General features: G+C 73.4%; 9 protein-coding genes. All 9 read right to left on the bottom strand.

All coding sequences use genetic code 11. The features are described from left to right. Positions 1–64: 64 nt before the first annotated feature. Positions 65–241 (bottom strand): DUF397 domain-containing protein, encoded by a 177-nt coding sequence (locus tag H1226_RS10245; protein ID WP_258348697.1) that lies wholly within the window; start codon positions 239–241, stop codon positions 65–67. Continuing rightward, the gene (locus H1226_RS10240; protein WP_258348696.1) at positions 238–1,077 is read right to left on the bottom strand and encodes a helix-turn-helix domain-containing protein; all 840 of its coding nucleotides are present in this window, start codon (positions 1,075–1,077) and stop codon (positions 238–240) included. The genes H1226_RS10245 and H1226_RS10240 overlap by 4 nt, the downstream gene beginning before the upstream one ends. A 1,171-nt stretch (positions 1,078–2,248) precedes the next feature. Then, the gene (locus H1226_RS10235) at positions 2,249–3,931 is read right to left on the bottom strand and encodes a hypothetical protein (protein ID WP_258348694.1); all 1,683 of its coding nucleotides are present in this window, start codon (positions 3,929–3,931) and stop codon (positions 2,249–2,251) included. Between the two features lie 675 nt (positions 3,932–4,606). Beyond that, complete coding sequence (locus tag H1226_RS10230) at positions 4,607–6,010, bottom strand: DUF6519 domain-containing protein (RefSeq protein ID WP_258348693.1); 1,404 nt, start codon at positions 6,008–6,010, stop codon at positions 4,607–4,609. 27 nt (positions 6,011–6,037) lie between these two features. Further along, complete coding sequence (locus H1226_RS10225; protein ID WP_258348691.1) at positions 6,038–8,173, bottom strand: hypothetical protein; 2,136 nt, start codon at positions 8,171–8,173, stop codon at positions 6,038–6,040. Beyond that, the gene (locus H1226_RS10220; protein ID WP_258348690.1) at positions 8,170–11,703 is read right to left on the bottom strand and encodes a putative baseplate assembly protein; all 3,534 of its coding nucleotides are present in this window, start codon (positions 11,701–11,703) and stop codon (positions 8,170–8,172) included. The genes H1226_RS10225 and H1226_RS10220 overlap by 4 nt, the downstream gene beginning before the upstream one ends. After that, positions 11,700–14,783: a putative baseplate assembly protein gene (locus H1226_RS10215; RefSeq protein WP_258348689.1), complete on the bottom strand. Its 3,084-nt coding sequence runs from the start codon at positions 14,781–14,783 to the stop codon at positions 11,700–11,702. The genes H1226_RS10220 and H1226_RS10215 overlap by 4 nt, the downstream gene beginning before the upstream one ends. Next, positions 14,780–15,145, bottom strand: a complete 366-nt coding sequence (locus H1226_RS10210; RefSeq protein ID WP_258348688.1) for a GPW/gp25 family protein — start codon at positions 15,143–15,145, stop codon at positions 14,780–14,782. Before H1226_RS10210 ends, H1226_RS10215 begins: the two co-directional genes overlap by 4 nt. Continuing rightward, on the bottom strand, positions 15,145–15,468 hold the full coding sequence (locus tag H1226_RS10205) for a hypothetical protein (protein ID WP_258348687.1): 324 nt from the start codon (positions 15,466–15,468) through the stop codon (positions 15,145–15,147). The genes H1226_RS10210 and H1226_RS10205 overlap by 1 nt, the downstream gene beginning before the upstream one ends.

Raw genomic sequence — 15,468 nt, 5'->3', positions numbered from 1 at the left:
TGGCCGGGCCGCTCGCGTGGGAACCCGGTCGAGCGGGCCGGTCACCTGGTGGCCCGGGAGGGCTTCAGCTGTCGAAGCGGCCGGACTTGATGGCCTGCACCAAGGGCGCGACGGCGGTCTTGAGTGTTGGGCCGTGCGGGTCCTTGGAGTCTCTGATCTCGTCGAACGTCGTCGTCACCTCGACGCACGTCGTGGTGTTCTGGCTGCGGCTCGACTTGATCCAGGTCCGTTCCACGCTCATCGGCGCTCCTCCATCCTCCTGGCGAGGTCGGCGATGATGGCTCGCGACTCGTGCGCGTTCCGCGCCACTCGCTCGACCATACCGACGGCTTCTCGGTAGATCTTCACATCCGCTTGCTCGTGCAGGAAGAGTCCCGACTTACGATTCTCCAAATGGACGACCTCATCCAGGCCGGATCGGATGATGAAGAAGGGTCCTTCCAGCCCTGGATGCCAACCGTTGGCCAGTGGGACGACGCGCAGCTCGATGTTCGGTCGAGCGCCCACCTGGTTGAGAAACCGGAGCTGCGCACGCAGAACAGCTCTACTACCGATCACTTGATGAAGCGCGGCTTCCCCGATGTACGCGACGAGTTCCGGAGACCGCGGGCCGGTTACCGCTTCCCTGCGGCTGATCCGCAGGGCCGTTCGTGCCGCGATCTCTGCTGCGGGAACACCACCTCCTTCCATGACAGCAGCGATGTAGTCACTCGTTTGCAGGAGCCCTGGAATCATCAGCGGGGACACTTCGACGATGCGCGTAGCCCGCTGCTCCAGGTCCATCACCGCCTCCAACTGCTGCCGCTGCGCCGGAAGCGTCGTCGCCACCCAGTTGGGTGCGTCGGCCCCGTGCGCGAGCTCGACGACCTCCTCGTACCGCTCGCCGTTGATGCCGAGCGAGGTCAGCACCTGCGCCACCTGCTCGGGGCGCGGCGTCCGATCACCGGTCTCCCAGCGCGACAACACCCCGGGGTCGCGTTCGAGCCGTTTCCCGAGCGCGCGCAACGTCAATCCGTTCTCCTCGCGGGCCTGCCGCAAGGCCTTCCCCAATGCCTGGTTCTTCGGAGTTTTCGCCATCCGCGCTCCGTGTCGTCGCTCCCGCGAGATCGCATTCGTCGCGGGCTCACCTAACTGATCACCCGATGCGGCTACCACGACACCGTTGTCGTCGAAACCGCCCGCGGTCCATGGTTCTGGGACATCGGCGAACCGATCCGGGCATGATGCCAGCCCACCCCGACAGCGGATCCGGGGGCCGCGGAATCCGAAGGAGTGCAACGATGAATTCGTTCCAGAGCAGCACGACGGGAACTCCGCTCCGAACCGACGACAACTCGATGAGACAGTTCCACTTCGGAATCGCTCGCAATCGGGAGGACCGATTCCCCGCCGCGACGGTCTCGGCGTGGGCGGCTTCTCGCGGGCCGGTGGACACGCGGTGGCACGCGGTCGGCCGGGCCGGCGGCGGGGCGCTGGCCGCGGAGTGCGGGACCTACGTCTACGGGCCGGTGCACCTGAGGCGGTCCGCGAGGATTCCGGACGGGGTGGCGGATCGGGCGATGTGCCGGTCGTGCGCGCGGCGGGTCTCGTGAGTTCCCGGCACTTCTGGCGGCCAGCGGCGGACGGGGTGCGGCACGCGTTCCGGGGGCCGCGGTGGAACGGGCAGCCGGAGGACACGTCGGTGTGCGGCACGCGCACCGGGATGGTGGCGGAACCGTCCGAAGAGGATTGGGTGCGGGCACCGTCCTGCGCCGCCTGCAACACCGCCCTGCACGCGGCGCGCGGCACCGAGGTGTGACACCGGCGCTCGCGGGAAACCCCCGTCGCGGAGATCCCGCGAGCACGGGGACGCACCGGAAGCCGCTCGCCCTCGACCCGCTCGCACGGCGGAACTCCCCGCCACAGCAACGAATGCTCGGCCCGCAGCGCTGATTCCCCGACCAGCCGCGGGCCGGGGCCTCGCCGAGCACCGGCGAGGTCCGGCCGGACGCGGTCCCTCCCCGACCGCCCGGCCGCGCAGGAAGGAGCCCGGCCGGGCACTCCCCCACATCCCGGCCGGGCTCCGCTACGTCCACCCCGACCGCGCCGAAACCGGTTCCGGTCGAGCGGCAACGGGTTCCGGCCGCGAGGCATCGATCTTCGATCGCTCCAGCTCGGGTTTCGGTCGCCAAGCAGCTCGGCTTGGTCGCACCGCACCGAGATCAGGTGAGCCCGAACGTCGGCGAAGCGGAAGCCGGGCCAGTCGGTTCTAGGCGTCTCGCTGCTGTTGCCGCTGCAACTTCTCGTTGATGAGCAGCAGCATGGGATGGAGCAGGTTCTTCTGGACGAGTTTCCGTCCGGGATCCACCGGCACCGACCTCACCCCCCTCTGCGCTTCCTTGTTCTTGGTCATGACGGAGCGGCCGGTGCCCTCGTCGTAAGCGTTCAGTTCCTCGATGTGCCGGGCCAGTTTCCGCTGGTGCTCCGCCACGTCGTACCTGATGTGCGTGTTCGGGGCCATCATCTGGTATGCCTCGATGAAGCTCTGATCACCCGTCGCACCCGCCGGGTCGAGGCTCGAGTAGTACAGGCTGAGCATCTCGTTGGAGCGCACGCCTTCGGGAAACTCGACGAGTACGAGGACGTGTTCGACACCGGCTGCGGCCGAGCTCGCCGCTGCCTCCCCACCCGTGGTCGCCGTCGCCGGTGCCCCCTTGCTCTTCGCTCTCTTCCTTTCCTTATTGCTCACCTTCTTGCCGCCGCCCTGGGCACCCGCCCGCGCGGGTGGGTTGACCGACTTCGTCTCGATCGTGCTCTCGTTTCGCGAGATCGAGTAATGAACGACTTGCCAGCCGGGCTTCGCCCGGACAGCGGCTGCCGCACTCTCCAGACCCTTGGCGGGCTTGGAGACGGCGATACCCACGTTCGGCTTCTCGATCGGGCCCGCGCTCTCGGGACGGTTGTCGATCGAGTCCACGATCTCGGTGACGAAGGGCTTCACCGGCCGATCGAACGTCGAGTAGTAGGCGAAGTGGAAACCGGCGAGGTCGTGCTTGACCTCCAGGTCGTTCAGCGCCGCCATCACGGTCGTGGGCGGTACCCCGTCTTCACGTGGCTTCTTGGCATTTTCGGCCGCGGTGATCGCATCCTGACGGTCCCGATCGGGAACCGGTAGCACACCCAGAGAACCGAACCCCGGGCCACTGCCGAACTCGTTGAATTCCGGCGACCCGAACTGGTTAAAACCGTACTGCGCCACGGTGAAGTCCTGATCCACGCCGCCCCCTACCGGATACCCGATGGTGACATCGGCACGCTCCCCGTTGCCCTCGTACAGGCTCGCGCCTGATTCACCGAGAACACCTCTGACCTCCCGACGCACCGAATCCTTGTGCGTTTCCGGCGCGTCGCCATCAAGACGCCCGACGGAGAGACGCACCGTGACGTCCTTCCACTCCTCGATGAAGGAGTAGAACTCCGCCAGCGCACGCGCGAACTTGGCTGCGGCCATGTAATCGCCGGAACCGGGCAGATCCCTCGTCTCGACGGCGACCGTGAACGAGCCGTTGAACGGCGCCTTCTCGGCGAGTTGGTCGAGACGCTTGTTGAACTCGGCGATCTTCTCCTCGTCCTCCGGCACCGCGGCTCGCGCATCGTCCGGGATCCGGTACTTCGAGATCGGCATCTTGAATCGGTCGAGCAGGGCCCCCATCGTGTCGATGCCCTCAGCCTGCAAACTAGCTGGAGTGGCGTCGTGGTCCTGCAGCGTCCTCGCCACAGTCATGTTGCCGAGCGTCCGTTGCAGGTGCATGACCCTGGCCGGCGGCATGTACCCGGACGGCCGAACCTCGACGCCGAGGTGCCTCTGGCTGTCGATCGGCAAGACCGATCGCACCGGCTCAGGGGTCGACGGTCGTGCGAGGTGGGGATCAACCTGCTTTCGGGAGGCCATGACGGAACGGTATGAACTACGACCCCGCTAGGTCGTGCCCTGACGTCTCGATCCGAGGGCACCTCGCCTTCCCGACACGGCGCCTCACAGGGCAGCCGATCGGGTAGCCGTTGAAGATCGGACCGTGTCCGCGAGCCCGATCTGCGCACTCTCACCGGCTCAGCCACCGTCTCGACGCGCCCGAGATTCCCGGCGCGATCGACTGCGCTCGCGCGCGTGAATCGGGGAAACACTCACCGGGGCTCGGCGATCGAGGGTACCCGTTCCGCGATCGGCGGCGGGCCGGGCGGAATGCCGTGGGCTCGCACGGCGGAACTCCCCGCCACAGCACCGAATGCTCGGCCCGCAGCGCTGAATCCCCGACCAGCCGCGGGCCGGGGCCTCGCCGCTCCGGCGAGGTCAGGCCGGACGCGGTCCCTCCCCGACCGCCCGGCCGCGCAGGAAGGAGCCCGGCCGGGCACTCCCCCACATCCCGGCCGGACTCCCCCGCGAACAGCTCCGGTCGCGCTGGAACCGGTTCCGGCCGCGCAGCAACGGGTTCCGTTTGCACTGCACCGGTCTTCGACCGCACCGAATCGGATTTCGACGGTGGTACAACGGTTTTCGTCCGCACCGAATCGGCTTTCAGTTGTGGTGCGACCCGTCTCGACTGCACCGCACCGCACCGCACCAGGATCAGGTGAGCCCGAACGTCAGGCGCAGGTCCACGATCTGCTGCTCGCCCGCCACCCACGCCAGCGGCGCGTACTGCACGAAGATGCCGGTCGGTTCGCGCAGCAGCGGACGGCTGCCCGCATCGGTCGGCCACTCGACGTCGCCGGTGGCGGTGCGGGCCGGGATGAGCCAGTGGTCCCCGGTGCGGTAGGCGGGCCGGCCCGGGTCGGTGCGCTTGAAGTGCACTTCCACGCCGTCCTCCAGCCGCAGCCACCGGCCTTCCTCCACGGGGATCGCGCCGCCGCGCATCGGCCGGGTGGGGGCGCCGGGCTGCCTGCTGCCCTCGCGCTGGTCCCAGCGACGCAGGAACGGGTGCAGCCGCGCGTCCCGGCCGGCTTCGGGTTCCGCCGACAGCCGCACCCGGCGCTCCGGCAGGTCCAGTTCCTCCACCCGCAGCAGCGGATCCGGTTCCAGGCGGCTGGCGTAGGCGGTGTCCACGACCTCCACCAGGTCGCCGACGTCCAGGTCCAGCTTCTCGTCCCCGCCGAGCGAGGCCAGCGCCACCCACGTGCCGTCGACCTCGTCGATCGGGAAGACGACCGAGCCGTTCTCCCGGGACCACTTGAAGGTGGCGCCGGATTCCGCGCCGCCCTCGTGGATCTCCACCCGGTACAGCTGGTTCTCCGGACCCCGGTAGCGGGCCTCCGGGTGCACCAGGCACGGGTCGGTGTCGGCGTCCGCGGGCCGCTTGCTGCGCGCGGCCAGCAGCGGCGGTCGGGCGCGCTGCTGCCGGTTCCACTCCTCGAACGCCTCCCGCACGGCGTCCGCGGGCGCGTCCGCGTTCGTCACGCCCAGATCGGCGGCGGGCAGGGCCAGGACCTGCCACACCACCTTCACCCGCGCCGAGGTGTCGGGGGCGGCCGCGCCCAGCGCCACCTCCCGCAGCTGCGGATCCTCGGCGGCCGTCACGATCCGCTCCCACACCTTCAGGTACACCAGGTACGGCTCGTCCGGCAGCCGGTCCGCGGGCAGCTCCGGGTCCCGGAACCCGTCCGGCTGGTCCCAGTACGTCCAGCTCGACGGCTGCTCCACCGGCGGCACCGGCTCGTCCTCGTCCGGCACCGCCTCGCCCGGCGTCGGGCGGTAGGCGTCGCAGCGGATGCCGCCCACGTAGTAGCGGCCACCGCCGATCGCCAGGTCCGACAACCCGTGCGGGCCGGCGATCCGCTCGATGCCGAAGCCGGTGGCGTCCACCGGGCCGCCGTGCGGGCCGATCAGGTCGGTGAGCACCGTCCGCTGCTCGTGCAGCTGGATCAGCGCCTGCTCGTTCGCGTCCGAATCCAGCTGGACGCGGCCCTGCTGGGCGACCACCGCGGAATAGCCGCGCTCCGGCCGGAAGTTGATGCGGGACAGGTCTGCGTGCATGTTCGGAGCGTCCTCTCGTGCTGGAGATCAGGAGACGAAGATCAGGCCCGCGTCGGCCCCCGCCGGGACGTGCTCGGCCAGCCGCGCGCGCAGGTTGTCCTCCCGCTGCGGCTCGTACAGGTCGTGGAACGCGCCGAGCTCGGACCCGTCCTCGGCGCCGCGGCGGATCGGCAGCGGGCAGTTCGCCGCCAGCCGCGCGTAGTCCGGCGTGCCGTAGCGCACCGACTCGAACACCGGCCGCACCCCCTCGGCCACGTCCCCGGCGCACCGGTGCCTGCGCGGGGTGCGGGAACCGGACGGCACGTAGCTGTAGCGCAGGTCGCCGATGCCGCGACGGGCCACGTGCATCCGCCCGGTGAACAGGCTGTTCTCCGCGAGCCGCACCGCGTGCGCGTGCACCTCGCCGAACACGGTGCTGCGGTGCGCGTGCAGTTCCGCGTGCGCGTGGCGGCAGTCCGGGGCGGACAGCGCCTCCCGGTCGTGGCCGGTGGCGTCGAGGACGCTGTCGCGCAGGTGGATCGGCAGCGGATCGGTGCTCACCTCGTCGCCGATCACGGTGATGGTGCCGAGGACGCTGCGGTCGATCTCCACGCAGGCGGTGGTGCGGTCCAGCAGCAGGCTCGGTTCTCCGGGCGCGTGCGGCTCGCACCCGGGTTCCAGCGACCAGCCGGGGACGAGCGTGCAGTGCCGGACCTCCAGCGCCGCCAGCGGACCCGTCACGTTGACGCCGCGGCCGGTGATGAGCAGCCCGTCCAGCACCACGCGCGGCCGCCGCCCCGCCGGAACCTCCTGCGGCACGCGGATGTTCAGCGCGTCCGGGCGGTTGCTGTAGGTGTCGAGCAGCCGGATCACCGGGCGCTTCCCGTCGGCGGCGCGCAGCAGCAGCCGCTCGTCCGGGCCCAGGTCGAAGTCCAGCTCCTCCTGGTGCGCGCCGTTGTGCGCGATCTCGATGACGCAGTCCGCCGCGCCACCGGACTCGCGTTCCGCGCGCCACGCCTCGTAGGCGTCGCGGATCAGCGGGTGCTCCTCGCCCGACCCGACCCGGCGGATCCGCGCGTGCGGCGGGATCTCCGGGTCGCGCGGGTAGGCGCCGCCGCCGATGTTCGCGGAGAACGCGTGGTGGTAGTCCACCGACACCCCGGCGCGGGGTGCGGACCGCGAGCCGAACGCGATCCGGCCCAGCACCGGGTCGACCGCCACCTGCCCGTACCCGGGCCGGTAGCGCCAGCCCGTCAGGTCCGCGATCGTGATCGCCGCCGGCGGCACCGGCGCGTCCTGCCCGTCCAGCCGGATCACGAAGCTCTTGCCCGGCCCGTAGAAGTCCGCCAGCCGATCCGCGACCTGCCTGCGCCGCAGCCGGGCGGGCACGTTGTCCAGGGTGGCGATGTGCGTCGCCGACGGCTCCGGCACCGGTTTCGTCACCAGCGGCACGTCGTTGCCCAGGATGGAGAACGTGTAGAGGCTGCGGGTGCGGTCGATGCAGTACGCGGGCGCGCCGAGCACCGGGTGCGGCCGCAGCCGCCACGCGAACAGCGCCACCCCCGCCGGGGTGAGGCCGCCGCGCCGGTGCCGCGATCCGGCGCGCCGCACGTCGGCGGACCGGGCGACGGTGCCGAACGGGCCGCCCGCCAGGTCCAGCGCCGCGGACTCGCGCACGTCGGCGAGCCTGCCGCGCCGCAACCGGAACGCGTCCCCTGCGCCGTGCAACCGCACCGGCTGGTGGTGCGCCACCAGCCGGGACAGCTCCACGGCGCGGGCCGGCCACCCGGCGGTTCCGGCGGCGAGCTCTTCCAGCAGCGGCAGCGTTCCCTTGCGCCGCCGGTGCGCGACGGTCGCCGCCACGTCGCGGCGCGGGGCGAGCGCTTCGGCGAGCCGCCGCCGCGCCTCCGCCGGATCGCCGCCGTCGCGCAGTCCGGCGGTGCCGACCCGCTCGTAGCCGGGCAGCCGGTGGTAGCCGACGAGCTCGCCCAGGTACGGCAGCGCCCACTCAGCGGCGGTCTCCACGAACCAGTCGTCGTACTGCTGCGCCACGGCGTCGCGCACCAGGTCGAGCTGTTCGCCGACGACGGCGAGCAGCTCGCGCAGCGGCTCGCCCCGCTCGGCGTCGCGCAACCGGTGCCAGGCGGGCAGCAGGTTCGCGAGCGCATCCGGTTCCCGGCTCATCGGTGGACCTCCGTGAGGATCAGCGAATCCGGCACGTCCGGGGACAGCAGTGCCAGCTGGGCGGGGCGCAGGCCGCGGTGCACGAACACCCGGCGACCCGGTTCGAGCCGGGCGGTGCCGGTGATGTCGGGGTTGCGGCGCAGCAGGTCGCGCAACGAGATCCCGTTGCGGGCGGCCACGTCGGTGAGGGTCTCGCCGCCCGGTGCGGTGACGCGGTAGCGCTGCTCGACGTGCTCGGCGAGGCGCGCGGGCACCACGTCGGCGGGCCGGGCGAGCCGGTCGGTGACCGCGGCGAGCTCGTGCGGGCTGCCGTCCTCGGGAATCCCGCCGAACACGTCGACGTCCACGTAGGACACTCCCGGCACGGAGTGGGCGGCGGCCAGCACTTCGGACAGCAGCGCGGGCCGGCCCAGTTCCCGGCCGGCGAAGCCGAGTTCGTCCAGCAGCGCCCGCCGGATCCGCGGTCGCACCACGTCCCACGCGTGGTCGCGCTCCAGCGCCACCTTCGCCGACACCACCAGCAGCACCGCCTCCCGCGGCTGCACCCGCACCGGCAGCCGCGGATCGCCGTACTCGTCCAGCGCGGACCGCAGGGCGCGCAGCAGGTCGCCGTCCGGCGCGAGCGGCAGATCGTCCACCCCGGCGACGGTCAGGTGCAGCACTTCGCGCCTGCCGTCGAACACGCGCCGCGCCGCGGCCCGCCCGATCCCCGCGCGGGACCGGGCGAAGTCCTCGTAGTCGCGCACCGACACCAGCCGGTCCAGCGCCGACACCGCCAGCGGCACCGTGCGCCGGGTCAGCGCCGGGCCGTCCGCGTCCGAGCCCCCGGTGGCGGGCAGCGGGTTGGTGACCCCGGTGACGCCCAGCGGCCGGGTGACGGGCTGAGTGATGCGGTCGGCGCCGACGTTGGCGGCGCGCCCGGTGCCGAACCGGTAGCGGGCCCGCACGTTCTCCTGCCCGGTGGGCAGCCGCGCGCCGTGCACGCCGTCGCCGAAGGTCACCGTGGTGCGCCCGGACGCGTCACCGCCGACCACGTAGACCCGCTCCGCCGGCCCGCGCCCGGCGAGGCTGTCCACCGGGTGCCAGCGCAGGCCGTCCACCCGGATCTCCAGCGCCGGGGTGGCGCCCAGCGGGTTGTCGGCGGGCAGCCAGGTCAGCGGGGACTGCCAGAGCGCGAACGTCTGGTGCGCCTTGCCCGCGTCGCCGCTGCCGATCGGTTCGTCGCGGCTCTCGCCGTGGGTGGCGGGCACGACGTTGCCGTGCACCACGACGGTGTCCCGCCGGTAGCGGTGCCGCAGGTCGGTGGTGAGGGTGAGCACGGTGTGCGGGTGGTCGCCGGGCAGTTCCGGGTCGAGGGCGGTGTCCGCGGCGGCGATGACGGCGACCTCGGTGCCGGGAGCGCCCGGCGGGTCGGCGAGCTCCCCGGACACGACCAGGTACCGGCCGGGGCGCAGGCCTTCGTGCAGGTCGGCGAGTTCGAGGGTGCTGCCGCGCACCTCCTCGTCCAGCGGTTCGTCCGCGGGCCGCAGCGGTTCGCCGCCCGCGTGCGCGGTGGCGTCGCGGATGTCGGAGAGCTGCCGGTCCTGGTCGTCCAGCCACGGGTCGGCGAGGGTCAGCTCGGTGGCGCGGCCGGTGATGCCGTAACGGGTCCCGGCGGTGGTGCGGACGGCGGTGGCGCGGGTGACGACGCACGCCAGCGCCGGGTCGCCGGGGATCCCGCCGGGCGCGCCCTTGCGGGGGCGCCGCACGACGACGCGGCTGCCGGTAGTGATCTGCTCGTGCACCCCGTCGAGCACCAGGATCCGTTCGCTGCCCGGGTAGGGCGCGGTGGTGAAGGTGAGCTCCACGTTCGCCGGTTCGCCGCCGGCGCCGTAGCGGGCGGTGAGCCGGTACGGGCCGACGAACGCGGTCTCCTGCTGCTGCGGCAGCAGGTCCCACTCCTCCCGGGAGCCGTTCTGCACGCCGACGTGCACCCGGCCCTGCTCGTCGGGGCGGGAGATCGTCAGGGTGCAGGCGGGCAGCTCCGGCAGCATCCGGACGGTGACCCCGGCGGCGTTCTCCTCGCGCGGTGCGGGGCTGGGGAGCGCGGGGTCGGATGCGGTCAGTTCGACGCGGCCACCGCCGAACTCGAACTCCTTGCGGGTCGGCAGCTGCTCCACGTGCTGCCAGCCGCCACCCGGTTCGGTGCGCTGGAACTCGGCGCGCACCGGCCGGGTGCCGCCCGCGTCGAACGCGATGCGCACGCTGGTGCGGGTGCCGCCGGGCAGCGGCCAGTCCGATTGGCGCACCACCCGGCCCACCGCGTCCTGCACCGGTTGCAGCGGGGCGGTGGCGCCGAACGGGGCGGCGGTCACCCGCATCGCGACCAGTTCGCGGAGCACGCCCGGCGGTGGCGCGGCGGAGTTCGCTCGCAGCGCGCGGGCCGGGTCGGCTCCGGCGGCGGGCGCGGTGCCGCGGCGTGCGACCGGTGCGGCCGGTGCCAGGTCGAGGGCCCGGTCCCGCAGCTCGGCGACGACGGCCCGCAGCCGCCCGAACCAGTCGGCGACCGGCTCGCGGGGTTCGGCGAGCACTTCCGCCTCGGCGAGCCGGTCGAGGGGTTCGGCCAGCCGCAGCGCGAACTGGGCGGGCGAGCCGATCGCGGGCAGTTCGGCGCGCAGCGGTGCGAGGACCTGGGCGTCGAACTCCTCGATGAGGGTGTCGGCGGGCCGCGGGTGCGGCAGCTGCGGGGACGGTTCTCCGGTGCCGGGTGCGAGCCAAGCACCGAGTTCGGCGCGCAGCTCCGCCAGGGTCGGCGGCGGTGCCTGCGGCAGCGAGATCGCGGTGACGTCCTCGTCCCGGTCCACCCGCACCGCACCGACGGGCCGCAGCAGCTGCTGGTCGCCGAAGTCGAACAGCAGGTTCTCCCCGGTGTGCAACGAGATCGAGGTTCCGGCGACGTAGATCTCCGAACGCTGCTCCAGCTCCTGCCGGGTGAGCAGCGCCGGGCGCCGCCGCCGCACCGCCAGCCGGTTCCAGGTCCAGCGCGCGAGCAGGTCCTCGCCGGTCTCGAACACCACCGACTCGGTCTCGGCCGCGCCGGGCACGCTGTTGCTGCGGGCGCCGCGCGGGATGAGCACGGTGGCGTCCTCGTCCCGCGGGTCCCGGTCCAGGGAGTAGGACAGGTAGGTGCTCGCGGCGACGCCGGGGCGCGGCCGGTGCCCGACGAGCCCGCCGAGCATCGCCAGCGACCGGTGGTCGTCGGCGGTGCCCAGGTAGCCCTCGTCGGCGATCCGCTCCGAGTGGAACGTCAGCAGGTCGCCGAGCACCGCCCACGCGTCGAGCAGCCCGATCGCCGGATCGTCGGTGGTGCGCACGGTCAGCCCGCGCAGCGCCGGATGCGCGGGCGAGGCGAGCCGGTCGAGCATCGCGGCGAGGAACGTGCCGTGCTCCCCCGCCCGCAGGTCCAGCGCCGACCGGCCCGGCGGGTTCTGCGGCCGGGCCGGGGCGCGCCGTTCGTCGTGGCGGTCGCAACCGCATCCGCATCCGCTCACCGCGCACCCCCGAATTCCAGGTGGAGCACGCCGTTCTCGGGGCGCTCCGGGTCGTTGTCGCAGCAGGCGATCTCCAGCGGAGCCACCCGCAGCAGGCCCGCGTCGAGTTCGCCGTCGTCGTCGTGGAAGGCGCGCCGCAGCCTGGTGACCTGCGCGCTGCGCACCCCGGGCACGGCGGTCGCGGCGGCGACGAGCCTGCTCAGCCGCACGGGCTCGCCGAAGCTCAGCGCGTCGGGGTGGAAGAACCCGAGCGCTCCGCCGCGCAGCCGCCGCCTGCCGAACACCCGCAGCAGGTCGGCGACGATCGGGCCGCGCTGGTGCCCCGGCGCCGCGCAGATCCGCAACGAGACCTCCAGCGGCACCTGCCGGGCGGGGCGCACCACCAGCTGGTGGCCGATGCGGCGGTGCCGTTCGAGCAGGTCGGTGACCTCGGCGAGCAGTTCCGGGCCCGGGGTGCCGGTGCGCTCGGCGTCGACGGCGACGTGCACTTCCCGGGTGCTGCCGCTCCAGCGGATCTCGGCGGCGGCGCGCTGCACGCCGGGCACGTTCCCGGCGAGCGCGGCGTAGTCGGCGGCGGTGACGGCGCGCGGCCGGGTGCGGCGCAGGTCCAGCGGCGCGAGCTGGCGCACCTGCTCGACCGGTTCCGGTTCGGTGCCGCCGGTGGCGGGCAGCGGGTTGCGCACCACCACGCCCGGCAGCGGTGCACCGTCCGGTTTCCGGCGCAGCACCAGGCGATCGATGGCCTCGGCGCCGACGTTGCCCGCGGTGCCGCCGCCGATCCGGTAGCGGATCTCCAACGCGGCGCCCGGCGCGGGTGCCGCGCCGCAGCGGTCGTCGCCGAAGCGCAGCGCGAGCCGCCCGTCGTCGTCGAGCTCGCCGACGAAGTGCCGGTCGCGCGGCCCGCTGCCGAGCAGGTCCCGGCGCGGTTCCCACCGGTGCTCGCCGTCGGTGACGTGCACGGCGGGCAGCGCGGCCCGCGGATCCGGATCGTGCGCGGCGGGCCCGTGCAGCACCGGGTCGTCGGGGTGCAGCCCGGTGGCGTGCTGCTCGCCCCAGCTCTGCCCGATCTCCCAGGCGATGTCGGGGCCGAGGACGGTGCCGGCGTGGGCGCGGGCGGTGAGCACGTCGAGCCTGCGCCGCTTGGTGGCGAGCAGGTGGTCGGCGCGGTGCAGCAGGTCGCGCAGCGCCCGCACCGGGTGCCGCCGCAGTTCGAGGCGTTCCAGCAGGTCCCGGCCGAACAGCACGGCCAGCTCGTCGACCTCGGCGTCGGCGAGCCCGTCGGAGTCGCGGGCGCTGCGCCACAGCTCCACGAGCCGTTCCCGCACCCGGCCGGGGATGGCGGCGAGCCGGGCGGCCTGCCCGGCGGCGAGGTGCGCCGGCTGCGGGTGCGGCACGGCCTGCACCACCGGGGTGCGGTGCAGGACGGGCCGGAACCGCGGCCGGATTCCCGGGTAGACGGACTGGGCGAGCAGCCGCCGCAGCGCTTCGGCCTGCTCGTGCGCGGTGGTGGGCAGCACTTCTTCCTGCCTGCGACCGGCGTTCTGCACGTCGAGGCCCGCGCGGGTCGTGGCGGGTTCGCCGAGGACGGCGTGCAGCTCGCGCACGTCGTCGCCGGTGAGCTTCCGGCCGCCGCGGGTGCGGTCGATGAGGAAGCCCAGGAGTTCGGCGGGTTCGTTGCCGTCGGTGCGGTCCCGGCAGCCGGACGCGTCGCAGGCACCGAGCACCGCGGGCTCCGGCGGCACGACGACCCGGTCCGGGGTGCGCCGAGTGCGGCCGTGGTCGACCAGGGCCACGTTGCCGCGGGCCACGCTCACGTCGGGGATCGGTGCGCAGTCGTAGCCGCCGGTGGAGCTCAGGCGCAGCGGGAACCGCAGCGCGTCGGCCCGCGCCCAGGTCACCTCCAGCACCGGCTGCGCCAGCAGCGCGTCCTCGCCCGGGGTGGTGGAGGTGAGCCGCACCGCCTGCCTGCGCGTCGGATCGGCGTCGCCGGGGGTGCCGGTGACCGGACCGCGGACCTCTTCGAGGACGAGCAGGTCGCCGGGCCGCAGGTCCAGCGCCCGCTCGTCGTCGCGCAGCGTCGCCCCGGTGGCTCCGGCCGGCAGCGTGCAGTCCTCGTCGCCCCAGGTCCAGAACCGGATGCGGTTGTGCGCGGGCCGCAGCCGGAACGGGCCGTCCGCGAGCGGTTCGAAGACCTCCACCGCGTCCTGCTCGTCCAGCTCCGCCAACGCGTCCTCGTCGAGGACGGGACCGGGTTCGGGCGGGTCGTGCGGGCCGCGCGGGCGCAGATCGACCGCGGCGAACCGGAACCCGCCCGGTTCGAGGTCCAGTTCGGTGGCGGTCTCGGCCACGACGAAGGCGCGGGCGGCGCAGCCGTCGTGCATCGGGTAGTCGATGAGCCGCACGTGCCTGCGCACCGACACGCGGCGCCGCGCGGTCTCCAGGTAGGCCTCGGTGGCGACCGCGTCCTGCTGGTAGCTCAGCTGGTCGGCGGTGTGCGCGAACAGTTCGACGAGGGTGACGCCGAGGTCCGGCGCGACGCGCTCGGTCCAGCCGGGGGTGGTGAGCGCGAGCCGGTCCAGCAGCACGCGCTTGAGCGAGTCGAAGTCGCGGGCGGTGTAGTCGATCAGCGGTGCGGGCGCGGGTTCCGGTTCGCCCGGCGGTCGCGCGGCGTGGTCGAACGGGGTGGGGCCGCCGGGGTGGAAGGTGAACTCGGCGCTGCAATAGCGCTGGTCGAACCCGGGGAACGGTTCCTCGCCGGGCCTCCCGTACGGATCGCCGTCTACTAAGGACAATCGATAGCGGGTGGTGTCGCCGGGACGGTCGACGGTGACGAACATGCGGTCGTCGAGCTCCGGGTCCTTCTCCCGCTCCACGGCGACGTCGATCGCGGTGATGCCGGTGATGCGGCGTCCGCCGTCGATGCGCACGTTCTCCGGCCGCACCCCGTGCGGGGCCTTGCCGATGAACGTGACGACGAGGGTGCGCCCGCCGTCGGCGGCCTCCACCGCGTCCACCCCGCCGAGCCGTGCCGCGCGGACCCGGGCCCGCCTGCCGTCGGTGCGGCAGTGCAGCTCGCTCATGCCCGCCTCCCCTCGAAGATCTCGTCGCGGTGCTCGCCGGTGGCGCGCACCAGGTAGCGCAGCCACACCCGCACCACCTCGTCCTCGGCGGTGACCTCCAGCGCGTCCACCTCGACGAGGTCGCCGAGCCAGCGCTGCAGCGCGGCGTGCACGGACAGCTCGACGGTCGCCGCGAGCTCCGGGCTGTTCGGCGCGAAGACCAGGTCCAGCAGGCCGCAGCCGAAGTCGGGTCGCATCACCCGCTCGCCGGGGCTGGTGAACAGCACCTGTTCGACCAGATCGGCGAGGTGCTCGTGGTGCCCGGCGCGGGCGGTGCGGCCGCGGCGGTCGAGGCGGAACGGGAATGCGATGTGGGTCCTCATCACCGGCACCGCACCCCCCGCGAGTCGCCGCGGAACACCGGCGGCCCCTGCGGGCGCAGGTCGGCGCTGAAGCACTGCCCGTCGGTGTCGTCGAGCAGCGCGGGCACGCCGTCGACGAGCAGCCCACCGGCACGCGGCGTGAAACGCACCGTGCGGCACGGCCCGCTCAGGTTCGGGCAGCCGAGCACGGCGTACGTCTCACCGGTGGTCCGCACGGTCTGCCCGTCGGCGCGGATCGATGCGGCCGCGGTGGCGGCGACGATCCGGCCGCCGTGCGGGCAGTGCACCGCGGTCGCGGCGGTGACGAGGTTCCCTCCGGTCAC

This window comes from Saccharopolyspora gregorii (assembly GCF_024734405.1).
GTDB lineage: Bacteria > Actinomycetota > Actinomycetes > Mycobacteriales > Pseudonocardiaceae > Saccharopolyspora_C > Saccharopolyspora_C gregorii.
Note: the sequence above shows the minus strand (reverse complement) of the source record. Positions and strands in the feature narration are given on the sequence as shown.